The following is a 25,805-nucleotide window of genomic DNA, read 5'->3' on the forward strand; positions in this document are numbered from 1 at the left end:
CGCGCAGGTAGGTCCGCGGTCACGGCAGCGGGTATCGTCTAGCCTGTTATGCCTTCTGTGCGCAGTACGACTGCTCCCGTCCCGCCGCGGCCACCGGTGTACCTCGATCACGCAGCGACGACCCCGATGTTGCCGAGCGCGATCGAGGCGATGACATCTGTGTTCGCCACGGTGGGCAACGCGTCCTCGCTGCACACCTCCGGTCGGTCCGCTCGGCGTCGGGTGGAGGAATCCCGCGAGTCGATTGCTGCGGACCTGGGCGCGCGCCCGTCCGAGGTGATCTTCACCTCCGGCGGTACCGAGAGTGACAACCTTGCCGTCAAGGGCATCTTCGCGGCCCGTCGAGACTCCGATGCGGCACTGACCAGAATCATCGCCAGCTCGGTTGAACATCACGCGGTGCTCGACGCAGTGGAGTGGCTCGTCGCACACGACGGTGCGAGTGTCACGTGGCTCCCGGTCGACGCCGAGGGGCGGGTCACCCCGGATGCCCTGCGCGCCGAGCTGGCCCTGCATGCCGACGAGACCGCGTTGGTGACGATCATGTGGGCCAACAACGAAATCGGCACCGTCATGCCGATCGCCGAGCTCGCAGGCGTGGCCGCCGAATACGGGGTTCCGATGCACAGCGATGCGGTCCAGGCCGTGCCGCATCTGCCCGTCGGGTTCTCCGCGAGCGGCCTGTCCGCCCTCAGCATCGCCGCGCACAAGTTCGGCGGACCCCAGGGCGTCGGAGCGTTGTTGCTCGGCCGCCAGGTCCCGTGTGTTCCGCTCTTCCACGGCGGAGGGCACGAGCGAGACGTTCGATCGGGCACTCCGGACACTGCAGGCGTCGTCGCGATGGCGGCTGCGCTGCGTTCGACCGTCGAGGACTCCGTGCGGCACCGAGCAGAACTCGGAGCACTACGAGATCGGTTGATCGCCGGAATCCGAGACGCCGTTCCCGACGCGATCCTCAACGGTCCGGAAGGCGACGACCGGCTGGCCGGGAACGTGCATTTCACCTTTCCCGGGTGCGAGGGTGATTCGCTGTTGATGTTGCTCGACGCGGCGGGCATAGAATGCTCGACGGGCTCGGCGTGCACCGCAGGCGTCGCCAGCGCCAGCCATGTACTGATTGCGCTGGGGTGCGATCCGGCCGTCGCCCGTGGATCACTGCGGTTCTCGCTGGGAGCCGGCTCGTCCGAATCGGACGTCACCACTGTGCTTGCGGTTCTGCCGCAGGTCGTCGAACGTGCTCGCGCCGCCGGAATGGCCGGCGTCGGAGCTCGAGGAGGAAATCGCTGATGCGTGTTCTGGCTGCTATGAGCGGGGGAGTCGACTCGGCCGTGGCCGCGGCCCGTGCCGTGGACGAGGGCCACGACGTCGTCGGCGTGCACCTGGCTCTGTCGACCGCTCCGGGAGCTCTGCGCACCGGTTCGCGTGGTTGCTGTTCCAAGGAAGACGCGGGTGATGCTCGTCGCGCTGCCGACGTACTCGGAATCCCCTTCTACGTATGGGATTTCGCCGATCGCTTCAAAGAGGACGTCATCGACGATTTCGTCGCGTCCTATGCTGCGGGCGAGACCCCGAATCCGTGCTTGCGCTGCAACGAGAAGATCAAGTTCTCCGCTCTGGCGGACCGCGCCCTCGCGCTGGGCTTCGACGCCGTGGCGACCGGGCACTACGCGCAACTGCACGACGGCGTCCTGCGACGTGCCGTGGACGCGGACAAGGACCAGTCGTACGTGTTGGCGGTACTGAACCAGGCACAGCTCTCGCGTGCGATGTTCCCCATCGGCGACACACCGAAGTCCGAGATTCGCGAGGAAGCTGCCGAGCGAGGGTTGGCAGTTGCCGACAAGCCCGACAGTCACGACATCTGCTTCATCCCCTCTGGCGACACTCGCGCATTCCTGGGCGCGCGCATCGGCGTGCGCCCGGGCAAGGTCGTCGACTCCGAGACCGGAGCCGAACTGGCCGATCACGAGGGCGTGCACGGCTTCACCATCGGGCAACGCAAGGGTCTCGGTGTGGAAGGACCGGCCGCCGACGGCCGTCCCCGTTACGTGACGTCGATCGAACCCGACAGTGGCACGGTCATGGTCGGCTCCGCGCAGAAGCTCGACGTCTGGGCGATCAGCGGTGACCGCGCAGTGTGGACCGAAGGCACCGCCCCGACCGGCCCCATCGAGTGCGTCGTCCAGGTTCGCGCGCACGGTGGACTGACCGAGGCCGTCGCCGAGGCAGCGGGCGACGGCATGGAGATCCAACTGCGGGCTCCTCTGACCGGTGTGGCCAAGGGGCAGGCAGCGGTGCTGTACCGCAAGGACATTCACGGAGACATCGTCATCGGCAGCTCGACCATCTCGGGCACTCGATCCGAGCGCGAGTGACCCCGAGCGTTTTCGCGGGGCTCGCGACCGGTATCGGTTCGTGGCCGGGCACCGACATCCGTGAGGCCGCGGCGGTCGTCGTAGGGGAGTTCACCGAGCTTCCGCACATCGTCGAACTTCCGGCCCGCGGTCTGGGCGCGGACATGATCGGGCGCACCGGCGCCATCATGGTCGACGTCGAACTCGACGTACGCACCTCCGGCTATCGCGTCGTGCCACGTCCTATGCTCGCCGGCCGTCGGGCGACCGATTTCCTGGCCGAGGACCTCGATGTGCTCGAGGAATTGTGGGAGGTCTCGGGCCTTCGCGGTAGTGGCCGCACCATCAAGGTCCAGGCCGCCGGTCCGTTCACGATGGCAGCGCAGGTCGAACTTCGGCACGGGCATCGGGCCCTGACCGATCGCGGGGCGCTGCGGCATTTCGCCGAATCTCTCGGCGAAGGACTGCGTCTGCATTGTGCGGAGATGACGCGTCGGCTGGGGGTCGAGGTCGTCGTTCAGCTCGACGAACCAAGTCTCGCAGCCGTTCTGGCCGGTAGCCTGACGGGCATCACCGGCCTCGATTCGGTGCGGGCAGTCCCGGAACCGAACGTTCTGGACCTGCTGGATTCACTGATCGAGACGATCGACCTTCCCGTTGCGGTGCATTGCTGCGACGGCGACGTTCCCTTCGATCTTCTTCGCCGTTCGCGTGCCGTTGCGGTTTCCGTCGACGCGACTGCGCTGCGCCGCAGCGACTTCGACGGAGTCGGCGAGCTGCTGCAATCCGGCAAGACACTGATGCTCGGGTTGATTCCGTCCGAAGCCCCCGCGCGGCCGCCTCAATGGCGGGAACTGGCCGAGCCGGGTGTCACATTGATCGACCGACTCGGTTTCGACAGGTCGGTTCTGGCCTCCCGGATTTCTGCGACGCCTGCATGTGGATTGGCGGGCAGCACACCGGAGTGGGCCCGTCGCGCAACAGGACTCGCCCACGACGTGGCCGCCGCGTTCGGAGATTCACCCGATTCGTTGTGAGATCACACAGCCGGACGGAGTGAAACACCGCGGACTCCGGACGATCGAGCCCACTACTATTAGTACGTCGAACAGGTGTGACACTATTCACATGGCCGTTGGGGGTCTGTTGAATACGTGGGAGTTCGGAAATGGCATCAGGTGGTCGCGACTTCGACGAGGTTGCCTCCCTCCGGCGTTCCGGCAGGCACCGCCGAGGTCTCCTGGCGAAACTGGCCGCGGCCACCTCCGACTGGTATCGGGCTCCGCACGATTTCGAGTGGATCCTCAATCACAGATCGACCCGTCCGCTGACCGGGATCATTCGTGCCGTGTTCGGCACCGCCACGATGCTGTACGCCGTCACGTCGATACTGATGCTGTTCAGCGATCTCGGTCCTCAGGGCAGTGTGGCGATCGGCTGGGTTCTCTTCGTTCTCGTCACCCAGGTGTTCGTCGCCGCGCGGTGTGTGTTCGGGCCGCTGCCCGGGAAGAAGTTCTTCGTCGCGTTTCTGGCCTTCGGGGACATTCTCACGACCTCGGTGTTGATTCTGTACGCACCCGTCGCGTCCTTGATCGGAACCGTGTTGTTCGCCGTCACGGGGGCGTTCTGCACTTACTTCCTCAGTCCGCGACTGCTGGTGGCGCACCTGGTATGGACCGCGACGTTCATCATCGGGTTCGGCGTCCGCGTGTTCCTGGCAGTGATGAACGGGGAGGTCGAATACATCGACGGGCCTTCGGTGGCGACGGCCACTGTGGTTCTCCTTCTCGCCACCGTCGGTGTACCGGTGTTCGCTCAGGTGGCGTGGACGACGCTGTCCAACGACGCCAAGCGATCGGTTCTCGATCCGCTGACCGGGGTGTACAACCGGCGCGGCATCGACAGCGAACTGCTGGACCTGTGGCATCAGGCCAGCAAGCGGGGTATGTCCATGGCCTTCCTGGTTGTCGACATCGACAAGTTCAAGTCCGTCAACGACCGATTCGGGCACAGCCGCGGCGACGAAGTGATCGTGCGCGTCGCCGATCGGCTGCGCCGCTTGGTCCGGCATCAGGGCGGAGTGCTCGCCCGAACCGGTGGAGAAGAGTTCCTCGTCGCCATGGTCGGTGATGCGCGGGGGATGGTCGATCTCGGCTTCGACGCGGTTCGGGTGCTCTGCGACCACCGCGACGACATCCCCGTCACCGTCAGCGTGGGAATGGCGTTGTTGCGCGAGGATTCGGCTCTGTGGGACGTGGGGAAGTCCGTGGTCGGCAGAGCAGCCCGTACGGCGGACGCGGCGATGTACCGGTCCAAGCAGTCCGGGGGAAACAGCTTGGTCATCGACGAGATCTGAGCCCTCGAACCGACGTCGCTCGATGCGCCGGTGTGCCTGGGTGGGACCTCTGCGATGATCGTGCGATGTATCGGCTATCGGATGCTCAGCGACGTGGACTGCCTGCCGGAGTGCTGCTGTCGGTGATGGCCTCCGTGCTCGGCGGAATCTACGCCGACTCCTTCGTGACCGGATTCGCCTTGACCGCCGGTGTCTGCGCGGTGGCGATCATCGCCGCGACGCTGTTGCTGGGTCTGCTGGGGCGGTAGTCGCTGGGCTGCAGCCCGTGCTTCTCTGTCGGTGGGTTCGGATAATCTTCGACACGTGCCCGAAGCGACCGAACCGCCCGCAGGAAACGACGAGACCGCAGGGACCGTCGGTGTCGAACTCGATGCCGCGTCGTCGGCCGATCGTGAGCGATGGCAGATGCTGGCCGAGGAAGTACGCGGTCATCAGTTCCGCTACTACGTGCGCGACGCGCCGATCGTGTCCGACGGCGAGTTCGACGCGTTGCTGCGTGAGCTGAACGAGCTGGAAGAAGCACACCCGGATCTGCGCACCGCGGATTCACCGACGCAACTCGTCGGGGGTGGCTTCGCGACGGAATTCACCGCCGTGGACCATCTCGAGCGAATGTTGAGCTTGGACAACGTGTTCGATCACGACGAGCTACGTGCCTGGGCCAAAAGAGTCGAGACCGAGGCAGGGCCTGATCTGGAGTATCTGTGCGAGGTCAAGATCGACGGCGTTGCACTGAATCTGGTGTACGAGAACGGGGCGCTCGTGCGCGGTGCCACCCGAGGTGACGGGCGGACCGGTGAGGACGTGACGCTCAACGCACGCACGATCGACGACATCCCGGACACTCTGACGGGTAGCGAGCAGTACCCCGTGCCGGAGTTGTTGGAAGTGCGCGGCGAGGTTTTCTTCCGGCTCGAGGATTTCCAGGCGCTCAACGCCTCGCTCGTGGCAGAGGGCAAGCCCCCGTTCGCGAATCCACGAAACTCGGCGGCGGGGTCGCTGCGACAGAAGAATCCGGCGGTCACCTCCAAGCGACGTCTGGGAATGATCTGCCACGGCTTCGGTCGCATGGTGGGTTTCACCCCGGAGTCGCAGTGGCACGCGTACGAGGCGCTTCGCGCCTGGGGGCTGCCCATCTCCACCCACACGACCCGAGTACGGGGCGTCGACGCCGTCGTCGAGAAAGTTGTCTACTGGGACCAGCACCGACACGACGTCGAACACGAAATCGACGGCCTGGTCGTCAAGATCGACGACATGTCGCTGCATCGTCGACTGGGGACGACGTCTCGCGCGCCGCGGTGGGCCATCGCGTTCAAGTACCCACCCGAGGAAGTCACCACGACGCTGCTCGACATCCGCGTCAGCGTGGGCCGGACGGGCCGAGTGACGCCGTTCGCGTACATGACGCCGGTGCTCGTGGCCGGGTCCACAGTGTCGCTGGCGACGCTGCACAACGGTTCGGAGGTCAAGCGCAAGGGCGTTCTGATCGGTGACACCGTGACCATTCGCAAAGCGGGAGAGGTCATTCCGGAGGTTCTCGGCCCGGTCGTCGACGCCAGGACCGGCGATGAGACCGAGTTCGTCATGCCCACCGAGTGCCCGGAGTGTTCGACGCCACTGGCCCCGGCCAAGGAGGGTGACGCCGACCTGCGGTGCCCCAACTCGCAGTTCTGCCCGGCGCAGCGCCGCGAGCGAGTGTTCTTCGTCGCCGAGCGGCAGCGATTCGACATCGAGGGCCTCGGGTACGAGGCCGCATCCGACCTGTTGGCCACCGGCGCCATCGAGGACGAGGGCGATCTGTTCTCGCTCACCGAGGACGACCTGATGAAGACGGCGATCTTTCGCACCAAATCCGGGTCGTTGTCCGCCACCGGTCGAAAGTTGCTCGACAACTTGGCCACCGCACGGAATCAGCCGCTGTGGCGGGTGCTGGTCAGTCTGTCCATTCGGCACGTGGGGCCGTCGGCAGCCCGAGCACTGGCAGGGGAGTTCGGCAGCCTCGAGCGGATACGCGCGGCGTCGGTCGAGGAGCTCTCGGCGGTCGACGGGGTGGGTGGCACCATCGCGGCCGCAGTCTCCGAGTGGTTCGAGGTCGACTGGCACCGCGCCATCGTCGACAAGTGGCAGGCAGCGGGCGTTCGGATGGAAGACGAGCGTGATGCGTCGATCGAGCGGAACCTGGAGGGGCTATCGATCGTGGTCACCGGGTCGCTGACGTCCTACTCACGTGACGAGGCCAAGGAAGCGATTCTGCTGCGAGGTGGCAAGGCTGCAGGTTCGGTGTCCAAGAAAACGGCGTTCGTGGTCGTCGGCGAAGCTCCGGGGTCCAAGCACGACAAGGCAATCGAGCTCGGCGTGCCGGTACTCGACGAAGCGGGTTTCACCCTGCTGTTGACCGAGGGACCCGATGCGGTGGCTCCGACCGAATCAGAACCCGATTCGGCGGATTGATCGGGTCGGGACGCGTCCGTTCGGTCGCGTCGGTTCGGTCGCGTCAGTTCAGTACCGTCGCGACGATGCCGGCGAGATAACCGAGTCGGGCAACCTCGGAGGGTCTGAACTCCGGGCCGCCAGGCCTGCCCAGCATCAGCACGGTGCCGGTGGTGCCGAGGGGAGCAGCGGCGATCTTGGTGTCCATGTCGCGCCATACCTGGGGCACCCACTCGGCGTCGGAATCCAGAGCAGCGGGGGCGCTCAGCGGGAACCACGGCAGCTCGGCGGCGTGAGTCTCGGGAGCCCCCGAGCTGCCCACCAGACGGAACGGGCCGTGCGCGTTGGTGGCGACGACGGTGCTCCACCCCACTCGGAGGACGCGGGGAGCTCCGTCGACGAGCACCTGAAGTCGATCGTCGGACGCCGCGGCGACGCGATCGATCAATTCCAGTTCACGATGCGTGTCGAGGACGCCGGTGTATGGGCGGATGGAATCGACCCGGACATCGGTGAGGTTCTCGGCAGCCGTGATCAGCGTGTCCGGAAGCGAACCCGGAGCAACGTCGACCACCAGATCGTCGACCGCATAACCGTCGCCGCGTTCGATGACGTCGAGGGAGAGGATGTCCGCCCCGACCGAACCGAGCGCGACGGCCAACGATCCGAGGCTGCCCGGACGATCCGGCAGTTGGACGCGGAGCAGGTAGGACATGTCACGCTCCCTTTCGACTTCTGGCGTACTGCGGCCACCCCAGCGTCAGCGGTCGTTGCTGGCTGGCAGAAGGGAACACTGTGCACCCCGGCGCGAGCAATCCTTGCATCTTCGACCTGTCCGGTACGTCGCGCAACGCGGGCCGTGACAATTCCGACACCCGCTGTGCCCACGAGGAGTGCGCGAAGCCCGCGTAACACTACGCACTAGGCTGGACCGCGTTCGCGAACCCGTGAGGTTCGCTCTGCACGAATACGGGGCCGCTTCTGCAGGCTCCGCTCCTACCGTCTGAAAGGGGTCTACGCGGTGCCAGACATCTCCCGCGACGAGGTCGCTCACCTCGCCCGGCTGTCGCGCTTGGCTCTCAGCGACGCCGAACTCGACGAGTTCGCCGGCCAGTTGGACTCGATTCTTCATCACGTCAAGGCAGTGGCCGAAGTGGCGACGGACGACGTTCCGCCGACGGCCAACCCCAGTGACATCGTGAACGTGACGCGTCCCGACGTGATCGTTCCAGGCCTGACGCCGGAGCAATCGCTGTCCGGTGCACCGAACGCCGAGGAGGGCCGTTTCGCGGTGCCGCAGATTCTGGGAGAGAGCGAATGACCGACCTGACGAAGCTCGACGCGTCCGAGCTCGCCACCCGCATCCACGCGCGTGAGATCAGCGCCGTCGAGGTGACCCAGGCGCATCTCGACCGGATCTCCGAGGTCGATGGTGACCTGCACGCATTTCTGCACGTCGCAGGAGCCGAGGCACTCGCAGCAGCGACCGACGTCGATTCGGGACTGTCGGCGGGACACGCACCTGCCTCGGCTCTGGCCGGCGTGCCGCTTGCTCTCAAGGACGTGTTCACCACGACCGACATGCCGACGACGGCCGGATCGAAGATTCTCGACGGGTGGATGTCGCCCTACGACGCGACGCTGACCACGAAGCTGCGGGCCGCGGGCATTCCGGTGCTGGGCAAGACGAACATGGACGAGTTCGCGATGGGCTCGTCCACCGAGAACTCGGCGTACGGACCGACCAAGAACCCCTGGGACACCACTCGCATCCCCGGCGGCTCCGGCGGCGGCAGTGCTGCGGCGCTCGCGTCGTACCAGGCCCCGCTGGCCATCGGCACCGACACCGGTGGATCGATCCGTCAGCCGGCGGCTCTGACCGGCACCGTGGGAACCAAGCCGACCTACGGCAGCGTCTCGCGCTACGGACTGATCGCCTGTGCCTCGTCACTCGATCAGGGTGGCCCATGTGGTCGGACCGTGCTCGACACCGCGTTGCTGCACGAGGTCATCGCCGGATACGACGCGCGGGACTCCACATCGGTCGACACGGCTGTTCGACCGGTGGTCGCAGCGGCACGAGAGGGTGCTCGCGGTGACCTGACGGGCGTGCGCGTCGGTGTGGTGAAGGAATTGCACTCGGACAAGTACCAGCCCGGTGTGATCTCGTCGTTCGATGCTGCGGTCGCCGCACTCACCGAACTCGGTGCCGAGGTGGTCGAGGTGTCGTGCCCCAACTTCGTGCATGCACTGGCCGCTTACTACCTGATCCTTCCGTCGGAGGTGTCGTCCAACCTGGCTCGGTTCGACGGCATGCGGTACGGATTGCGTGCGGGGGACGACGGCAAGCACAGCGCCGAGCAGGTCATGGCCACCACGCGCGCGCAGGGGTTCGGGCCGGAAGTCAAGCGTCGCATCATGATCGGGACGTACGCCCTCTCCGCGGGATATTACGACGCCTACTACGGCTCTGCTCTGAAGGTGCGCACGCTCATCGCACGTGACTTCGATGCCGCATACGAGAAGGTCGACGTGCTGGTGTCGCCGACGACCCCGACGACGGCATTCCCGTTGGGGGACAAGGTCGGCGACCCGATGGCGATGTACCTCAACGACCTCTGCACGCTGCCGACCAACCTTGCCGGTCACTGCGCGATGTCGGTTCCGTCGGGTCTTGCCTCCGAGGACGGACTACCCGTGGGTCTGCAGATCATGGCTCCGGCGTTCGCGGACGAGCGGCTCTACCGCGTCGGTGCCGCATACGAGGCCGCTCGCGGCGATCTGAGGTAGTTCGAGGTGCTGCATCGGTGGGCTGCCGATCTGGCTCATCTGCCCTTGCTCTCCGGTGCAGTGCCCGTGCTCGCGTCGACGGCGGCCGTTGTCGTGACGTCGGTCCTGGCCGTCGCTGTCGTCCTGCGGGTCCGACGAGGCCGAGCACTGGGAGCGGTGTTCGGCTCGCTGAGCGCTCTCGGTCTCGTGGCGTCGCTTCTGTTGGCGGCGACGGTGCTCACCAATCTGACCGTCACTCGATACCCGACGGTGGCCGTGGCGCTGGGCCACCGTCCGGCCGTGACCGAGGGCACCGGCAGGTTGGTCGATGTGGACGTGCCCGGCACTGTGTCGCACTTCGCCGCGCGGCCCGCCACCGTCTACGTTCCGGCGTCGTACGACGCCGGAGCGAGCGATCTACCGGTGCTGGTGCTGCTCACCGGCCAACCCGGCCACGTCGTCGACTGGATCGAGGGTGGTCGTCTGGCCCAGACGATGGACGCCTTCGCGGCGCGGCACGGCGGTGCGGCCCCGATCGTCGTGGTGGCCGACGGTCTGGGTGACACCGAGGCGAATCCGATGTGCATGGATTCGAATCTCGGAAATGCCGCGACGTACTTGTCGGTCGATGTGCCGCACTGGATTCGGTCGAATTTTCGGGTGTCCTCGGATCCGAGGGCCTGGGCGGTCGGCGGGTATTCCTACGGGGGAACGTGCGCGCTGCAGCTGGCGGTGACAGCACCGTCGGTGTACCCCACCTTTCTCGACATCTCGGGTGAGGACGAGCAACGTCGGGGCACGAGAAGCGAGTCCGTTACAGCGGCATACGGCACGGACACCCCGGCGAACGAGGCGTGTTTCGAGCGCACGACGCCGCTGAACATACTCTCGCGCAACAGCTTTCCCGATTCGGCCGGTGCCTTCGTCGTGGGTGCCGACGACGAAGAGTTCCGGCCGCAGACCGAGCGTGCGTTCGAGGCTGCAGTGGCATCCGGTGTGGACGCGCACTACAGCGAGCTGCCCGGTGGACACTCGATGCAGGTCTGGGCTCCGGCGCTGGAACAGGAGATGGACTGGCTCGGCGAGCGTGTGGGTCTGCTCGACTGACGCACGGCCTCGCCTCGACGAAGTGAGCACCGAACGGTACCGACGCGCGCAGCATCCCACGCCCGATTAGGCTGACGTCCGTCACCGGGTCCGCTTCACGGACCTGCGAGCAGAGAGGCGAAAATCGATGCGCATCGGAGTTCTGACCGGAGGCGGCGATTGCCCAGGGCTCAATGCGGTGATCCGCGCAGTCGTACGCACCGCGGACGCCCGGTACGGCTCCACCGTCGTCGGTTTCCAGGACGGCTGGCGCGGGCTTCTCGAAGACCGTCGGGTGCAACTGCGTAACGACGACCGCAACGACCGGTTGCTCACCAAGGGCGGCACGATGCTCGGCACCGCGCGCACCAATCCGGATGTATTGCGCGCCGGACTCGATCGGGTCAAGCAGACTCTCGAGGACAACGGCATCGACGTGTTGATCCCGATCGGCGGCGAAGGAACCCTCACCGCTGCCGCGTGGTTGTCGGAAGAGGGTGTGCCGGTGGTCGGTGTGCCCAAGACGATCGACAACGACATCGATTGCACCGACGTCACATTCGGCTTCGACACGGCTCTGACCATCGCCACCGATGCGATCGACCGACTGCACAGCACCGCAGAATCCCATCAGCGCGTGATGCTCGTCGAGGTGATGGGTCGGCACGCGGGGTGGATCGCTCTGCACGCCGGCCTGGCGTCCGGTTCGCACATGACGCTCATTCCCGAGCAGCCGTTCGACGTCGAAGAGGTGTGCACGTTGGTGCGCAAGCGTTTTCAGCGCGGAGACTCGCACTTCATCTGTGTCGTCGCCGAGGGTGCCAAGCCGATCGAGGGCTCGATGCAGCTTCTCGACGGCGGAATCGACGAGTTCGGCCACGTTCGATTCACCGGAGTTGCCCACCAGCTCGGCGTCGAGATCGAGCGCCGCATCAACAAGGAAGTACGCACCACGGTGCTGGGCCATGTCCAGCGCGGTGGAACGCCGACGCCGTACGACCGTGTTCTCGCAACACGATTCGGCGTCAACGCGACCGATGCGGCGCATTCGGGAGACTTCGGCAAGATGGTCTCGTTGCGCGGCACCGAGATCGGCCTGGTGTCTCTGGCCGAGGCCACCAAGCAACTCAAGCGGGTACCGCAGACCCGATACGACGACGCCGCCGCGTTCTTCGGCTGAATTCGGTGTGGCGTCGTGAGCCGTCAGATGCGACCGGAGGCCTGCTGGATTTCGGCTTCGCGTTCCTCGGTCTCGCGGCGTAGTTCGCGCCGTCGCCGCGCTGCCTCGAAGCGCTGAGCACCGACCTCGGTGGTCGGCGTCAACTGGGGCAATGTCTTCGGCTTGCCGTCGTCGCCGATCGCGACCATGGTGAAGTAGCAGCTGTTGGTGTGGCGCAATTCACCGCGCTGAATGTTCTCGGTTTCCACGCGGATACCGACCTCCATGGAGGTGCGGCCGGTGTAGTTGACCGACGCGGAGAACGTGACCAGTTCTCCGACGTGGATGGGTTCGCGAAACACGACGCGATCGACCGACAGAGTCACGACATAGGCCCCCGCGTAGCGGCTGGCGCAGGCGTACGCCACCTGGTCCAGGAACTTGAGAATCGTGCCGCCGTGGACGTTGCCAGAGAAGTTGGCCATGTCGGGTGTCATCAGCACGGTCATGGACAGTGTCTGCTTCTCTGGGGGAGTCACCCGTGCACGGTAACGAGTGCACGTGGTTACTCGCGCGTCGTGTGCAACGCATAAACTACTGACCATGACTGCTGCAACCGTCGATCTGATCGATTACGACGATGTGCTCGCCAAGTTCGACCCCGTGTTGGGCATGGAGGTCCACGTGGAGTTGGGCACGGCGACCAAGATGTTCTGCGGTTGCCCCACCGAATTCGGTGCCGAGCCGAACACCCAGGTGTGCCCGGTGTGCCTGAGCCTTCCCGGCGCGCTTCCGGTGGTGAACTCGGCTGCGGTGGAGTCGGCGATTCGGATCGGGCTGGCGCTCAATTGCTCGATCACCCCGTGGGGACGGTTCGCTCGCAAGAACTACTTCTACCCGGATCAGCCGAAGAACTATCAGATCTCGCAGTACGACGAGCCCATCGCCACTGAGGGCTACCTCGATGTGTTGCTCGACGACGGCAGTACGTTTCGAGTCGAGATCGAGCGCGCGCACATGGAGGAGGACACCGGTAAGTCGACGCACGTGGGCGGTGCGACCGGCCGTATCGAGGGGGCGTCGCATTCGCTGCTCGATTACAACCGTGCCGGGGTTCCGTTGGTGGAGATCGTGACCAAGACCATCACCGGAACCGGTGCCCGTGCGCCCGAGGTCGCCCGGGCGTACGTCACCGCGTTGCGCGACCTGTTGAAGTCGCTGAACGTGTCCGATGTGCGGATGGATCAGGGCTCGTTGCGCTGCGATGCCAACGTGTCTCTGATGGAGAAGACGGCAACCGAATTCGGCACGCGCACCGAGACGAAGAACGTCAACTCGCTCAAGAGCGTCGAGGTTGCCGTTCGGTACGAGATGCGGCGTCAGGCAGCGGTTCTCGAATCGGGCGGAGAGGTGACGCAGGAGACTCGGCACTTCCAGGAGTCGGACGGAACCACCACCGCCGGCCGCAAGAAGGAGACCGCCGAGGACTACCGCTACTTCCCCGAGCCCGATCTTGCGCCCGTCGCTCCCGACGCGGCCTGGATCGAGGAGCTTCGGACGACGTTGCCCGAGCTGCCGTGGTTGCGCCGCGGTCGGATTCAGAAGGAGTGGGGTGTCTCCGACGAGGAGATGCGCGATCTGGTGAATTCCGGTGCGCTCGAGCTGGTCGCGGCGACGGTCGAGGCGGGTGCGTCGGCGCAGGCGGCGCGGTCGTGGTGGGTGTCGTACCTGGCGCAGCAGGCCAACATCGCCGGCGTCGAACTGACCGATCTGTCCATCTCCCCGGCTCAGGTCGCCGAGGTGGCGGCGTTGGTCGCAGACGGCAAGCTCAACAACAACGGTGCCCGTCAGGTCGTGGACGGGGTGCTGGCGGGCGAGGGTGAGCCTGCAGAGGTCATGGCTGCGCGCAATCTCGTACTGGAGAAGGACGACACCAAGTTGCAGGCCGCCGTGGACGAGGCGCTCGCAGCGAATCCCGGTGTGGTGGAGAAGATCCGCAGCGGCAAGGTTCAGGCCGCCGGGGCCATCGTCGGTGCGGTGATGAAGGCGACACGCGGCCAAGCCGATGCCGCTCGCGTCAAGGAACTCGTACTAGAGGCCTGCGGCCAGCCCTGATCACGACGGAGAACGACCGAGGCCGAGCGCAATCGAGCGCTCGGCCTCGGTCGTTTCTCGTTCAGTCGAAACCGCCTCCGCCGCCGCCGGGGAACGGCACTTTGACGACGCGGTCGTCGGTGGGTCCGGGCTCCGCACCGTTCTTGTTGACGGTGCCCACCAGAATCTGTCCATCGGCCGAGCTCGTCGCGCCGTTCAACTGGCCGTACTCGTCCTGGATCAGCAGTGTCGGTTCGGCCGAGACAGCTCCGGTGTTCGCGTCCGTGGTCAGTGCTGCAACAGCTTTGGCCGTTGTGAGTGCAACCGCCACGCCACCTTCTCCCGCTGCGCATCCGGCAACACCCGGACGGTCCGGCCACGTCCACACAGGGTTGAACACTGCGCCCAGTGAGTCGATGCGCTGCAGGCGATCCTCGAGCGCGGTGCGGTCGGTGACGTAGATGTTTCCGGTGCCGTCGGTGCAGACGTCGCCCGCCGTACCGATACCGCTGAGCGCGATCTGCGGTCGCGGCGGGTTCGTTGTCGGGGACAGTGAGGTCACCCGTAACAACTTGCCGGACAATGAGTTCGGGCTGGCCGCCGCACCCGGATCGCCGTTGTCGCCGGTGAGGACGAGCAATTCGTTCGGCGTGTAGAAGTCGATCGCCCCGCGATTGCCCGTCGTGCCGCGGGGGATACCGGTCAGGATGTCCTTGGGTACATCGCCCTGGGCCAGGCGGACCACCCTGGTGTCCGCGGATGTGGTGATGAGGGCGTAGAGCAACCCGTCCTCTATGTACGTCGGAGACAACGCGATGTCGAGAAGGCCGCCGTCGCCGGTGCCGTCGACATCGATTCGCGCCACCTCGACCGGTGTCCGGCCGGCGGTGACCTCCATGATGCGACCGGTGCGACGCTCGGCAACCAGCGCCGACTGTCCGTCGGGGAGCGCTACCAGCCCGCCCGTGGTGTCCAGGCATGTCGCGATGACCGCCGGATCGGGGTCGACACACGGACCGGACGGCGGTGGCGGTGCATCGGGATCGGACGGCGGCGTCGTCTCGCTGGGGGTCGTCGGCTCCAGTTCGGCCGCGCCCACCTCCGGCGCAGGAGTGAACGGCGACGCATTCGAGTCGTCGAATCGGGCGCACCCGGCGAGCAGGGCAGCGGTCATCGACAGGGCGACGACGGCAGCGGTTGCAGTTCGTGGCGACGCTCCGACCGGCTTCATACTTCGAACGGTACGGAACGCCGGGGAAGACTCGCCACGCGGCCGTGAGCGTCAACGTCGGTGACGAGCACTCATCGGCTCTAGTGTGGAGAGGTGACCGATACACCGCGCGACCCCAACCGGCCGGATACGTCGTACGAACCGGCTGAGAGCCCGTACGACAACCCCACGGAGAAGATTCCACCCTCGCGTTCCACCTCCGAGACGCCGGCGTCCGACCGCACCGATACCTCGGGTGCGCCGACCACGGCGTTCGGCGCTCAGCGTTCGGACCGACTGCCACGAACCGACGACGAACTCGACTTTCCGCACTCGTCCTCGTCCGATGCACGCTCGGCCGATGCACAGCCGACGGAGAAGATGCAGGCATATCGCCCGTCCGCCTTCGCCGATTCGTCGACCGATCGTCCGTCGGCCTCCGACAACACGTCGTCGAGTGCCTATTCCGATCGCTCCACCGAGTATCTGGGCACCACCGCAGCCGCGGCTCCGGCAGCAGCAGTCGCGTCCGAGCCGGAGATTCGTACGGAGACCGTCGAGGTTCCCGCGCGCCGCGGCAGCACCGACCTGGGCCTGTTCATCCTTCGCGTCACCATCGGCGCGGTGTTTCTCGGTCACGGACTGCAGAAGCTCGTGGGACTGTGGAACGGCCCCGGCCTCGACGGATTTCAGAACCTGCTGGAGACTTCCGGATTCCGCTACTCGGAGATCCTCGCGATCGCGGCCGCGGCAGGCGAAACCCTCGGCGGCGCGCTGCTGATCCTGGGTCTGGCAACACCACTGGCAGGTGCCGCTGTGCTCGCCACGATCATCAACGCTTGGTGCTTCAAGCAAGCCGTCGAGCCCGGACTGCAGTTCTCGGGCACCGGCGGCGTGGAGTACGAGACGGTTCTCGGCTTCGCCGCTGCCGCGATCATTCTCACGGGCCCGGGCAAGATCGCATTCGACGGCCGACGCGGATGGGCCACCCGTCCGCGGATCGGTTCGTTCCTCGCACTCGTCGTCGGTATCGCCGCGGGCGTGTGCATCTGGATCTTCCTCAACGGGGCCAACCCAGTCGTCCGCTGACTCCGGACACCGTCCAGACCACGTGAGCGGAACCTCGTAGCCTGCTACGACGTTCCGCTCACGTGCGTTTCACCGTCAGGGGACGTAGCGAACAGCACCCTTGTCCGCCGATGTCGCCAACGCCGCGTAGGCGCGCAGAGCGGTGGTGACCGTGCGCTGACGGTCGACCGGCTGCCATGGTCGCTCGGACGCGTTCATCTTCGCTCGCCGCGTCTCGAGGGTCTCCTCGTCGACGAGGATCTCGAGGGTGCGGGTCGCGACGTCGATCCGGACCTGGTCGCCGTTCTCCACGAGCCCGATCACACCGCCGGCAGCGGCCTCGGGGGAAATGTGTCCGATGGACAGTCCCGACGTTCCGCCGGAGAAGCGGCCATCGGTGATCAGTGCGCAGACCTTGCCCAGACCGGCACCCTTGAGGAAAGCCGTCGGGTGCAGCATCTCCTGCATGCCCGGACCGCCCTTGGGTCCCTCGTAGCGAACGACCAGCACGTCACCGGGCTGAATCTTCTTCTGCAGGATGGCCGAGACGGCTTCTTCCTGCGACTCGACGACCAGTGCCGGACCCTGGAAGGAGAACAGGTCCTCGTCGATGCCTGCGGTCTTGAGGATCGCACCGTCGACGGCGATGTTGCCGCGCAGTACCACCAGGCCACCCTCGACCGTGTAGGCATGTTCGAGATCGCGGATGCAGCCGCCTGCGGCGTCGGTGTCGAGCGAGGACCAGCGGTTTCCCGTGGAGAACGGTTCGACGGTGCGGACTCCGCCCGGGGCGGCGTGGAACAACTCGACGGCCTCGGCGGACGCCTTGCCGGATCGGATGTCCCACGTGTCGAGCCACTCCTCGAAGCTCTTCGTGTGCACGGTCGAGACGTCGGTTTCGAGGAGGTTCGCGCGCCGCAGTTCGCCGAGGAGAGCCGGGATTCCGCCTGCGCGGTGCACGTCTTCCATGTGGTAATCGGAGTTGGGGGAGACCTTCGACAGGCACGGAACCTTGCGGCTGATGGCGTCGATGGTGTCCAGGTCGAAGTCGACCTCGCCCTCCTGTGCGGCGGCGAGGGTGTGCAGCACCGTGTTGGTTGACCCTCCCATCGCCACGTCGAGAGCCATCGCGTTGCGGAACGCGGCCGGAGTGGCGATGTTGCGAGGGAGTACGGATTCGTCCTCGTCGCGGTAGTACTTCAGAGCGGCCTCGACGATGGTGGTGCCGGCACGCGTGAACAGTGCTCGACGGGCCTGGTGAGTGGCCAGGGTGGAGCCGTTGCCGGGCAGTGCCAGGCCTAGCGCCTCGGTGAGGCAGTTCATCGAGTTCGCCGTGAACATGCCCGAGCACGAGCCGCACGTGGGGCACGCGCTGCGCTCGACCTCGTCGAGCCCTGCCTCGGACACGGCGTCGTTGGCACTGGCGGAGATCGCGGTGATCAGGTCGGTCGGTGCCTGAGCGACGCCGTCGACGACCACGGCCTTGCCCGCCTCCATCGGTCCACCGGAGACGAACACGGCCGGGATGTTCAGGCGCATCGCCGCATTGAGCATTCCGGGAGTGATCTTGTCGCAGTTGGATATGCAGACGAGCGCGTCGGCGGTGTGCGCATTGGCCATGTACTCGACGGAGTCGGCGATGATCTCGCGGCTGGGCAGCGAGTACAGCATGCCGCCGTGGCCCATGGCGATCCCGTCGTCGACGGCGATGGTGTGGAACTCCCGGGGAACTCCGCCTGCCGCTCGGACGGCGTCGGCGACGATCTCGCCGACGTTCTTCAGGTGCACGTGGCCGGGGACGAACTGAGTGTACGAGTTCGCGATGGCGACGATGGGCTTTCCGAAATCCGAATCGGTCATTCCGGTGGCGCGCCACAGCGAGCGCGCGCCCGCGGCATTGCGTCCGACAGTGGTGACCCGTGAGCGTAGCGGCGGCATAGTGCGTTGTCCTCGTTCGTTGCGGCGGTTTCTCGCAGCGACGAGGTTACTCGCCGCCGACTACTGCTCCTTCGCTGCCTGTTCGTCGCCGTCCTCGCCGTCCTTGAGGTCTCGAGCCTCGGCCTCGGCTTCGGCTTCGGCCTCGGCTTCGGCCGCGGCTGCTGCAGCGGCATAGGGGTCGGTGATCCGGCCGCCGCTGGCCACGGCGAGTTGGGGGAGCAGATCGAATCGCACCAGCGGCAACGACTTCTCGCTCTTGTCGGTCAGGACCACCCGCGCCCAGCGGCGATCCGGGAAGTGCAGACCCGCCACCGATTCCCACGCGATCACATCCGAACCCACGAACCGTCGAGCCGTGATCGCCTCGGGAGAGATGACCGTACGCACTCGAAACACCCAGATGCCCGCGACGATCGGCAGGATCAGCAGCCAACCCATGGCCGCGGGCCAGCTGGCGGCAGTCAGTCCGGTGCCGAACAACAGCAGGCCGACGCCGAGGAGCGCGAGGCGCGGGACTCGAATGACCTGGGTTCTCGATGGTTGCGCTCCCTCGGCACCGTTCGGTGACTCGGGTGCGGTGTGGGATGATGGCCGAGGTGGTTCGGACTGCTGCGAAGACGACACCCATTCATCTTCGCATTGCATCTACGCGATCTCACATAATGGGATTGCGTCGTGACGAGTTTGACTCTTCCCTGTGCGCGCGCCTACCGTCGAGCGCGTGAAGCGGAATTGGATACTCGTAATCGGCCGGCGCGTCAACGCCTGAGCCGGTTGTTCAAACTCGCATCGACGCGCCACCCTCGTACAGCTCACGCTGACGGGGGTTTTTTCTTGCCCAGAGATCGCCCAGCAATTTCACATTCCTGAGGAAGCAATCAGTGAGCGCACCAACCGCACGCCCAGGGCCTACGACCCGTAAGTCGGGGACAGCCTCCAGCCCGTCGACCAGCCCGTCCGCAGAAGCGGCGACCAACGGTTCGCGACGCCACGTCGCACCGGAGAAGGTCACCGGCGCACAGTCGGTCGTCCGGGCCCTCGAAGAACTCGACGTCGACACCGTATTCGGCATTCCCGGTGGCGCGGTTCTCCCGGTCTACGACCCGCTCTTCGACTCCGTGAAGGTGCGCCACATTCTGGTGCGCCACGAGCAGGGTGCGGGCCACGCCGCGACGGGCTACGCCCAGGCGACCGGCAAGGTCGGCGTCTGCATGGCGACGTCCGGTCCCGGCGCGACCAACCTCGTGACCCCATTGGCCGACGCTCAGATGGATTCGGTTCCGGTCGTCGCGATCACCGGTCAGGTCGCCCGCAGTCTGATCGGGACGGACGGCTTCCAGGAAGCCGACATCTCGGGTATCACGATGCCGGTCACCAAGCACAACTTCCTCATCACCGACGGTGCCGACATCCCGCGCATCATGGCCGAGGCGTTCTACATCGCCTCCTCCGGCCGTCCCGGTGCCGTGCTCGTCGACATCCCCAAGGACGTGCTGCAGGCGCAGACCACGTTCTCGTGGCCGCCGGAGATGCGTCTGCCCGGATACCGTCCGGTCACCAAGCCGCACGGCAAGCAGGTCCGCGAAGCAGCCCGCTACATCGCCGACGCCAAGCAGCCGGTGCTGTACGTGGGCGGCGGCGTCATCAAGGCCGACGCCTCGGCGGAACTGCTCGAGCTCGCCGAGCTGACCGGAATTCCGGTCGTGACCACTCTGATGGCTCGCGGCGCGTTCCCCGACTCGCACAATCAGAACCTGGGAATGCCGGGTATGCACGGGACCGTCGCCGCGGTGGCCGCGTTGCAGCGGAGCGATCTGCTGATCACGCTCGGTGCCCGGTTCGACGACCGCGTCACCGGTCAGCTCTCGTCCTTCGCCCCCGATGCCAAGGTCATTCACGCCGACATCGACCCGGCCGAGATCGGCAAGAACCGCTACGCGGACGTGCCGATCGTCGGCGACTGCCGTGAGGTCATCACCGAGCTCATCGAGGCGCTGCGGGCGGACCGCGCGACCGGAACCACGCTCGACCTCGAGCAGTGGTGGGTCTACCTGAACGGCATCCGCAAGACCTACCCGCTGAGCTACGACCGCCCTGCCGACGGATCGATGTCCCCGGAGTTCGTCATCAGCTCGGTCGGCAAGTTCGCCGGACCCGACGCGATCTACTGCGCCGGCGTCGGTCAGCACCAGATGTGGGCCGCGCAGTTCATCAACTACGAGAAGCCGCGCACGTGGCTCAACTCGGGTGGCCTCGGAACGATGGGGTACGCGGTCCCGGCCGCAATGGGTGCCAAGAGGGGCCTCCCCGACGCCGAGGTGTGGGCCATCGACGGTGACGGATGCTTCCAGATGACCAACCAGGAACTCGCGACCTGTGCGGTCGAGGGCATCCCGATCAAGGTCGCCCTCATCAACAACGGCAACCTCGGCATGGTCCGCCAGTGGCAGACCCTGTTCTACGAGGAGCGCTACTCCAACACCAACCTCGGTACCCACGGTGCCGTCCGCATCCCCGATTTCGTGAAGCTCGCCGAGGCGCTCGGTTGCGTCGGGCTGCGGTGCGAGCGGGAAGAGGACGTCGATGCGGTGATCGCGCAGGCACGAGCGATCAACGATCGTCCGGTCGTCATCGACTTCATCGTCGGAGCCGACGCGCAGGTGTGGCCGATGGTCGCTGCCGGAACGGGCAACGACGAGATCATGGCCGCCCGCGGAATCCGTCCGCTGTTCGACGAGGACGAGACCGTGGGCAGCGAGCCCGGCCTCGACGAGGCCATGGAGCGCGAGCAGGCCCCGCACCCGCAGATCGACGACGTGAAAGGCACCGACAAGTGAGCACGAGCCATACCCTCAGCGTCCTCGTCGAGGACAAGCCAGGTGTGCTGGCCCGCGTCGCCGCGCTGTTCTCGCGCCGTGGATTCAACATCTCCTCGCTTGCCGTCGGCGGCACCGAGATTCCCGAGATCTCGCGAATGACGATCGTGGTGACCGTCGACGAATTCCCGCTCGAACAGGTGACCAAGCAGCTCAACAAGCTCATCAACGTCATCAAGATCGTCGAGCAGGACGACGACTCCTCGGTGGCTCGCGAGTTGGTGCTGATCAAGGTCCGCGCCGACGCCAGTGTGCGCAGTGAGGTCATCGAAACGGTGAACCTGTTCCGCGCCAAGGTGATCGACGTGTCTCCCGAGGCCGTGACGGTCGAGGCGACGGGCACCCGCTCGAAGCTCGATGCGTTGTTGAAGATGTTGGACCCCTATGGAATTCGAGAAATAGTTCAGTCGGGAGTCGTTGCCGTCGGACGTGGACCGAAATCGATCACAGCGTCGCGCTGAGCGGCGGACGTGATTTTCAGCGAAATCGAAGAGGAAAGGTTACAAACAGTGGCAGTCGAGATGTTCTACGACGACGATGCTGATCTGTCGATCATCCAGGGCCGCAAGGTCGCTGTGATCGGTTACGGAAGCCAGGGCCACGCGCACTCGCTGAGCCTGCGCGACTCCGGTGTCGATGTGCGCATCGGCCTGGCAGCGGGCTCGAAGTCCCGCGCCAAGGCGGAGGAGCAGGGCCTCGAGGTCGGCACTCCCGCCGAGGTGTCCGAATGGGCCGACGTGATCATGGTGCTCGCACCGGACACCGCACAGGCCAAGATCTTCTCCGAGGAGATCGAGCCCAACCTGAAGGACGGCGACGCGCTGTTCTTCGGCCACGGTCTCAACATCCACTTCGACCTGATCAAGGCTCCGGAGTTCGTCACCGTCGGCATGGTCGCACCCAAGGGCCCCGGCCACCTCGTGCGTCGCCAGTTCGTCGACGGCAAGGGTGTTCCCGCGCTCATCGCCATCGACCAGGACCCCAAGGGCGAAGGTCAGGCACTGGCCCTGTCCTGGGCCAAGGGCATCGGTGGAACGCGCGCAGGCGTCATCAAGACCACGTTCAAGGAAGAGACCGAGACCGACCTCTTCGGCGAGCAGGCCGTGCTGTGCGGTGGCACCGAGGAGCTCGTCAAGACGGGCTTCGAGGTCATGGTCGAGGCCGGCTACGCGCCCGAGATGGCGTACTTCGAGGTGCTGCACGAGCTCAAGCTCATCGTCGACCTCATGTACGAGGGCGGCATCGCTCGGATGAACTACTCGGTGTCCGACACCGCGGAGTTCGGTGGCTACCTCTCGGGCCCGCGCGTGATCGACGCAGGCACCAAGGAGCGCATGAAGGCCATCCTGGCCGACATCCAGTCGGGTGAGTTCACCCGTCGCCTGGTCGCCAACGTCGAGAACGGCAACACCGAGCTCGAAGGCCTGCGCAAGGCCAACGCCGAGCACCCCATCGAGGTCACCGGCAAGAAGCTGCGCGACCTGATGAGCTGGGTCGATCGCCCGATCACCGAAACGGCTTGATTCTCATCGAATCACGTTCGCACGCATGCTGATCGAAGGGCACCCCTGCATCGGTAGGGGTGCCCTTCGGTGCGTGCACCAGGTGGCGTCGCAGCTCGACGTCTCCGGCCTCTAAACTGTTTCTGCTGCACCAGCTCCGAATTTCACCGACAACAGTCTCGAACCGACATAGGGAGTTTTTCACGTGAGCCAGCCAGGCCGTCCTGTCGTTCTGATCGCCGACAAACTTGCGCCGTCCACCGTCGAGGCATTGGGCGACGGCGTCGAGGTCCGTTGGGTCGACGGCCCGGATCGCCCCGCGCTGCTCGCCGCGGTTCCCGAGGCCGACGCGATCCTGGTGCGTTCCGCGACCACGGTCGACGCCGAGGTTCTGGCCGCCGGAACCAAGCTCAAGATCGTCGCCCGCGCCGGTGTCGGCCTGGACAACGTCGACGTACCTGCAGCCACCGAGCGCGGTGTCCTCGTCGTCAACGCCCCGACCTCCAACATCCACACCGCTGCCGAGCATGCGGTGACGCTGTTGCTGTCGGCCGCGCGCCAGATTCCCGCTGCCGACGCCACCCTGCGTCAGCACGAGTGGAAGCGCAGCAAGTTCAACGGTGTCGAGATCTTCGGTAAGACCGTCGGCGTCGTCGGACTCGGCCGCATCGGTCAGCTGTTCGCGCAGCGTCTCGCCGCATTCGAGACCCACATCATCGCCTACGACCCCTACGTCTCGGCCGCGCGTGCCGCCCAGCTCGGCATCGAACTGGTGAGCCTGGACGAGCTGCTCGAGCGCGCCGACATGTTCTCGGTTCACCTGCCGAAGACCCCGGAGACCAAGGGAATCATCGGCAAGGAAGCCCTCGCCAAGACCAAGCCCGGTGTCATCGTCGTCAACGCCGCTCGCGGTGGACTGGTCGACGAGCAGGCCCTGGCCGACGCCATCACCAGTGGCCACGTCTTCGCCGCGGGAATCGACGTGTACGCCTCCGAGCCGTGCACCGACAGCCCGCTGTTCGAGCTGCCTCAGGTCGTCGTCACCCCGCACCTCGGCGCGTCGACGACCGAGGCCCAGGACCGCGCGGGCACCGACGTCGCCAAGTCCGTATTGCTTGCTCTCGCAGGCGAATTCGTGCCCGACGCCGTCAACGTCAAGGGTGGTGCCGTGGGCGAGGAGGTCTCCCCGTGGCTCGAGATCGTGCGCAAGCAGGGTGTGCTGCTCGGCGCTCTGTCCACCGAACTTCCCACCTCGCTGTCGGTCGACGTTCGCGGCGAACTCGCCACCGAGGACGTCGAGATCCTCAAGCTCTCGGCGCTGCGCGGACTCTTCTCCGCCGTCATCGAGGACGCGGTCACGTTCGTCAACGCCCCCTCGCTGGCCGAGGAGCGTGGCGTCACCGCCGAGGTCACCACAGCCTCCGAGAGCGAGAACCACCGCAGTGTCGTCGACATCCGCGCCGTCTACGGTGACGGTTCGGTGCTCAACGTCGCGGGCACGCTGACCGGTACCACGCAGGTCGAGAAGATCGTCAACATCAACGGTCGCAACTTCGACCTCCGTGCCGAGGGCAAGAACCTCATCGTCAACTACGCGGATCAGCCCGGCAGCCTCGGCCGGATCGGCACCCTGCTCGGCGACGCCGGCATCGACATCCAGGCCGCCGCCCTGAGCCAGGACTCCGAGGGCGACGGTGCAACGATTCTGCTGCGCGTCGACAAGGACGTTCCGGAGGAGCTGAGCGCGAGCATCGCATCGGCGGTCGGCGCGTCCACCATCGAGCTGGTCGACCTGTCCTGAGCATCGCTCGCAGTCGATCGAACGAAGTCGAACAATCACGAGGAGTGAGATGAAGCTGGCCGTCATCGCCGGGGACGGAATCGGACCCGAGGTCGTCACCGAGGCGCTCGCCGTGCTCGACGTGGTTGCGCCCGGTGCCGAGAAGACCGAGTACGACCTCGGTGCTCGTCGCTACAACGCCACCGGAGAACTGCTGCCGGACTCGGTGTTGGCGGAACTACGTGAGCACGACGCAATTCTGTTGGGAGCCATCGGAGATCCGTCGGTGCCCAGCGGCGTGCTCGAGCGTGGACTGTTGTTGCGAGCTCGGTTCGAGCTCGATCACCACATCAATCTGCGCCCGGCCAAGCTGTACCCCGGTGTGGTCGGGCCTTTGGCCGGTGACAAGCAGATCGACGTCGTGGTCGTGCGTGAGGGCACCGAAGGTCCGTACACCGGAAACGGTGGAGCGCTTCGCGTCGGCACGCCGCACGAGGTGGCCACCGAGGTCAGTGTCAACACCCGCTACGGCGTCGAGCGGGTGGTGCGCAACGGGTTCGAGCGGGCTCTGACACGGCGCAAGCACCTGACGCTGCTGCACAAGACCAACGTGCTCACGTTCGCCGGCAGCCTCTGGGCTCGGACTGTGAACGAGGTCGCGACGGAGTTCCCGGACGTCGAGGTCGCGTACCAGCACATCGATGCCGCGATGATTCACCTCGTGACCGACCCGGGCCGGTTCGATGTCATCGTCACCGACAATCTGTTCGGCGACATCGTGACCGACCTCTCGGCAGCGGTGACCGGTGGAATCGGTTTGGCCGCAAGCGGAAACATCGATGCGACCGGTACCAATCCGAGCATGTTCGAGCCCGTGCACGGCAGCGCTCCCGACATCGCAGGGCAGCAGAAGGCCGATCCGACGGCGGCCATCCTGTCGGTGTCGTTGCTACTCGATCATCTCGGCGATGCGGCGGGAGCGGCGCGAGTGGAAGCCGCTGTCGCAGCGGACCTCGCGCAGCGTGGAACCACGACTGCGTCGACGAAAGAGATCGGCGCACGAATCGCCGCTCGCCTCTAGCCGAACCGACACGAATGCCACGGTAGGCCCGACACGAATGCCACGGTAGGCCGACCGGCCACCGTGGCATTTCGTGTTTCCGGACATCCCCACCGTGCT

The 25,805-nt window shown here is 66.0% G+C and carries 22 protein-coding genes; 17 read left to right on the forward strand and 5 right to left on the reverse strand.

Annotated features, from left to right (window positions below; all coding sequences use genetic code 11):
- The first annotated feature begins 48 nt into the window (after window positions 1-48).
- The 6 genes from R3P95_RS01135 to ligA all read left to right on the forward strand — a co-directional run bounded on the left by R3P95_RS01135 (window position 49) and on the right by ligA (window position 7,164).
- Window positions 49-1,287, forward strand: a complete 1,239-nt coding sequence (locus tag R3P95_RS01135) for a cysteine desulfurase family protein (RefSeq protein ID WP_317547153.1) — start codon at window positions 49-51, stop codon at window positions 1,285-1,287.
- Window positions 1,287-2,375, forward strand: a complete 1,089-nt coding sequence (gene mnmA, locus R3P95_RS01140) for a tRNA 2-thiouridine(34) synthase MnmA (protein WP_121870206.1) — start codon at window positions 1,287-1,289, stop codon at window positions 2,373-2,375. Before R3P95_RS01135 ends, mnmA begins: the two co-directional genes overlap by 1 nt.
- Complete coding sequence (locus tag R3P95_RS01145) at window positions 2,372-3,391, forward strand: methionine synthase (RefSeq protein WP_317547155.1); 1,020 nt, start codon at window positions 2,372-2,374, stop codon at window positions 3,389-3,391. The genes mnmA and R3P95_RS01145 overlap by 4 nt, the downstream gene beginning before the upstream one ends.
- Before the next feature lie 131 nt (window positions 3,392-3,522).
- Window positions 3,523-4,710 carry a GGDEF domain-containing protein gene (locus R3P95_RS01150; protein ID WP_149405530.1) on the forward strand — a complete coding sequence of 396 codons (1,188 nt, stop codon included), beginning with the start codon at window positions 3,523-3,525 and terminating at the stop codon, window positions 4,708-4,710.
- Between the two features lie 65 nt (window positions 4,711-4,775).
- On the forward strand, window positions 4,776-4,958 hold the full coding sequence (locus tag R3P95_RS01155) for a hypothetical protein (protein WP_068045768.1): 183 nt from the start codon (window positions 4,776-4,778) through the stop codon (window positions 4,956-4,958).
- 157 nt (window positions 4,959-5,115) lie between these two features.
- Window positions 5,116-7,164 (forward strand): NAD-dependent DNA ligase LigA, encoded by a 2,049-nt coding sequence (gene ligA / locus R3P95_RS01160; RefSeq protein WP_394855376.1) that lies wholly within the window; start codon window positions 5,116-5,118, stop codon window positions 7,162-7,164.
- 43 nt (window positions 7,165-7,207) lie between these two features.
- Here ligA and R3P95_RS01165 read toward each other — a convergent pair whose 3' ends face one another.
- The gene (locus tag R3P95_RS01165; protein ID WP_149405531.1) at window positions 7,208-7,858 is read right to left on the reverse strand and encodes an ACT domain-containing protein; all 651 of its coding nucleotides are present in this window, start codon (window positions 7,856-7,858) and stop codon (window positions 7,208-7,210) included.
- Window positions 7,859-8,164: 306 nt separating this feature from the next.
- Here R3P95_RS01165 and gatC point away from each other — a divergent pair, with 306 nt between their 5' ends.
- The 4 genes from gatC to R3P95_RS01185 all read left to right on the forward strand — a co-directional run bounded on the left by gatC (window position 8,165) and on the right by R3P95_RS01185 (window position 12,178).
- On the forward strand, window positions 8,165-8,464 hold the full coding sequence (gene gatC, locus R3P95_RS01170; RefSeq protein WP_068045762.1) for an Asp-tRNA(Asn)/Glu-tRNA(Gln) amidotransferase subunit GatC: 300 nt from the start codon (window positions 8,165-8,167) through the stop codon (window positions 8,462-8,464).
- Window positions 8,461-9,933, forward strand: a complete 1,473-nt coding sequence (gatA, locus tag R3P95_RS01175; protein ID WP_317547158.1) for an Asp-tRNA(Asn)/Glu-tRNA(Gln) amidotransferase subunit GatA — start codon at window positions 8,461-8,463, stop codon at window positions 9,931-9,933. Before gatC ends, gatA begins: the two co-directional genes overlap by 4 nt.
- A gap of 6 nt (window positions 9,934-9,939) precedes the next feature.
- Window positions 9,940-11,019, forward strand: a complete 1,080-nt coding sequence (locus R3P95_RS01180; protein ID WP_317547159.1) for an alpha/beta hydrolase — start codon at window positions 9,940-9,942, stop codon at window positions 11,017-11,019.
- 127 nt (window positions 11,020-11,146) lie between these two features.
- Complete coding sequence (locus tag R3P95_RS01185; RefSeq protein WP_094642260.1) at window positions 11,147-12,178, forward strand: ATP-dependent 6-phosphofructokinase; 1,032 nt, start codon at window positions 11,147-11,149, stop codon at window positions 12,176-12,178.
- Window positions 12,179-12,201: 23 nt separating this feature from the next.
- Here the strand turns inward: R3P95_RS01185 and R3P95_RS01190 are convergent, their stop codons facing one another.
- Window positions 12,202-12,666 (reverse strand): acyl-CoA thioesterase, encoded by a 465-nt coding sequence (locus R3P95_RS01190; protein ID WP_262498317.1) that lies wholly within the window; start codon window positions 12,664-12,666, stop codon window positions 12,202-12,204.
- A gap of 94 nt (window positions 12,667-12,760) precedes the next feature.
- Here R3P95_RS01190 and gatB point away from each other — a divergent pair, with 94 nt between their 5' ends.
- Window positions 12,761-14,272: an Asp-tRNA(Asn)/Glu-tRNA(Gln) amidotransferase subunit GatB gene (gene gatB / locus R3P95_RS01195; protein WP_094671441.1), complete on the forward strand. Its 1,512-nt coding sequence runs from the start codon at window positions 12,761-12,763 to the stop codon at window positions 14,270-14,272.
- 61 nt (window positions 14,273-14,333) lie between these two features.
- Here gatB and R3P95_RS01200 read toward each other — a convergent pair whose 3' ends face one another.
- A complete protein-coding gene (locus tag R3P95_RS01200; protein ID WP_269593592.1) occupies window positions 14,334-15,482 on the reverse strand; it encodes a PQQ-dependent sugar dehydrogenase in 1,149 nt (382 codons plus the stop codon).
- A gap of 93 nt (window positions 15,483-15,575) precedes the next feature.
- Here R3P95_RS01200 and R3P95_RS01205 point away from each other — a divergent pair, with 93 nt between their 5' ends.
- On the forward strand, window positions 15,576-16,550 hold the full coding sequence (locus tag R3P95_RS01205; protein ID WP_317547160.1) for a DoxX family protein: 975 nt from the start codon (window positions 15,576-15,578) through the stop codon (window positions 16,548-16,550).
- A gap of 75 nt (window positions 16,551-16,625) precedes the next feature.
- Here the strand turns inward: R3P95_RS01205 and ilvD are convergent, their stop codons facing one another.
- A complete protein-coding gene (ilvD, locus tag R3P95_RS01210; RefSeq protein WP_149405536.1) occupies window positions 16,626-18,467 on the reverse strand; it encodes a dihydroxy-acid dehydratase in 1,842 nt (613 codons plus the stop codon).
- A 60-nt stretch (window positions 18,468-18,527) separates the two neighbouring features.
- Window positions 18,528-19,091, reverse strand: a complete 564-nt coding sequence (locus tag R3P95_RS01215; protein WP_317547161.1) for a PH domain-containing protein — start codon at window positions 19,089-19,091, stop codon at window positions 18,528-18,530.
- A gap of 257 nt (window positions 19,092-19,348) precedes the next feature.
- Between R3P95_RS01215 and R3P95_RS01220 the strand changes: the two genes are divergently transcribed.
- From R3P95_RS01220 to R3P95_RS01240, 5 genes are all read left to right on the forward strand, one after another.
- A complete protein-coding gene (locus tag R3P95_RS01220; RefSeq protein ID WP_068049511.1) occupies window positions 19,349-21,304 on the forward strand; it encodes an acetolactate synthase large subunit in 1,956 nt (651 codons plus the stop codon).
- The gene (gene ilvN / locus R3P95_RS01225; protein ID WP_032397758.1) at window positions 21,301-21,804 is read left to right on the forward strand and encodes an acetolactate synthase small subunit; all 504 of its coding nucleotides are present in this window, start codon (window positions 21,301-21,303) and stop codon (window positions 21,802-21,804) included. Before R3P95_RS01220 ends, ilvN begins: the two co-directional genes overlap by 4 nt.
- A 60-nt stretch (window positions 21,805-21,864) precedes the next feature.
- Window positions 21,865-22,866 carry a ketol-acid reductoisomerase gene (ilvC, locus tag R3P95_RS01230; protein ID WP_317547317.1) on the forward strand — a complete coding sequence of 334 codons (1,002 nt, stop codon included), beginning with the start codon at window positions 21,865-21,867 and terminating at the stop codon, window positions 22,864-22,866.
- 184 nt (window positions 22,867-23,050) lie between these two features.
- Window positions 23,051-24,646, forward strand: a complete 1,596-nt coding sequence (gene serA / locus R3P95_RS01235; RefSeq protein WP_317547162.1) for a phosphoglycerate dehydrogenase — start codon at window positions 23,051-23,053, stop codon at window positions 24,644-24,646.
- 49 nt (window positions 24,647-24,695) lie between these two features.
- Entirely contained in the window at window positions 24,696-25,706 is a 1,011-nt protein-coding gene (locus tag R3P95_RS01240; RefSeq protein ID WP_149405538.1) for a 3-isopropylmalate dehydrogenase, read from the forward strand.
- Window positions 25,707-25,805 lie beyond the last annotated feature (99 nt).

Origin of the sequence: Rhodococcus cercidiphylli (genome assembly GCF_033042225.1) — a bacterium.
GTDB lineage: Bacteria > Actinomycetota > Actinomycetes > Mycobacteriales > Mycobacteriaceae > Rhodococcoides.

Bases quoted from the DNA above. Each gene is read 5' to 3' on its own strand.
- ilvD (WP_149405536.1), bottom strand. From the start codon at position 18,467: ATGCCGCCGCTACGCTCACGGGTCACCACTGTCGGACGCAATGCCGCG.
- R3P95_RS01185 (WP_094642260.1), top strand. From the start codon at position 11,147: ATGCGCATCGGAGTTCTGACCGGAGGCGGCGATTGCCCAGGGCTCAAT.
- gatA (WP_317547158.1), top strand. From the start codon at position 8,461: ATGACCGACCTGACGAAGCTCGACGCGTCCGAGCTCGCCACCCGCATC.
- R3P95_RS01190 (WP_262498317.1), bottom strand. From the start codon at position 12,666: ATGACCGTGCTGATGACACCCGACATGGCCAACTTCTCTGGCAACGTC.
- R3P95_RS01165 (WP_149405531.1), bottom strand. From the start codon at position 7,858: ATGTCCTACCTGCTCCGCGTCCAACTGCCGGATCGTCCGGGCAGCCTC.
- R3P95_RS01200 (WP_269593592.1), bottom strand. From the start codon at position 15,482: ATGAAGCCGGTCGGAGCGTCGCCACGAACTGCAACCGCTGCCGTCGTC.
- ligA (WP_394855376.1), top strand. From the start codon at position 5,116: ATGCTGGCCGAGGAAGTACGCGGTCATCAGTTCCGCTACTACGTGCGC.
- R3P95_RS01155 (WP_068045768.1), top strand. From the start codon at position 4,776: ATGTATCGGCTATCGGATGCTCAGCGACGTGGACTGCCTGCCGGAGTG.
- R3P95_RS01240 (WP_149405538.1), top strand. From the start codon at position 24,696: ATGAAGCTGGCCGTCATCGCCGGGGACGGAATCGGACCCGAGGTCGTC.
- gatB (WP_094671441.1), top strand. From the start codon at position 12,761: ATGACTGCTGCAACCGTCGATCTGATCGATTACGACGATGTGCTCGCC.
- R3P95_RS01150 (WP_149405530.1), top strand. From the start codon at position 3,523: ATGGCATCAGGTGGTCGCGACTTCGACGAGGTTGCCTCCCTCCGGCGT.
- R3P95_RS01135 (WP_317547153.1), top strand. From the start codon at position 49: ATGCCTTCTGTGCGCAGTACGACTGCTCCCGTCCCGCCGCGGCCACCG.
- ilvC (WP_317547317.1), top strand. From the start codon at position 21,865: ATGTTCTACGACGACGATGCTGATCTGTCGATCATCCAGGGCCGCAAG.
- mnmA (WP_121870206.1), top strand. From the start codon at position 1,287: ATGCGTGTTCTGGCTGCTATGAGCGGGGGAGTCGACTCGGCCGTGGCC.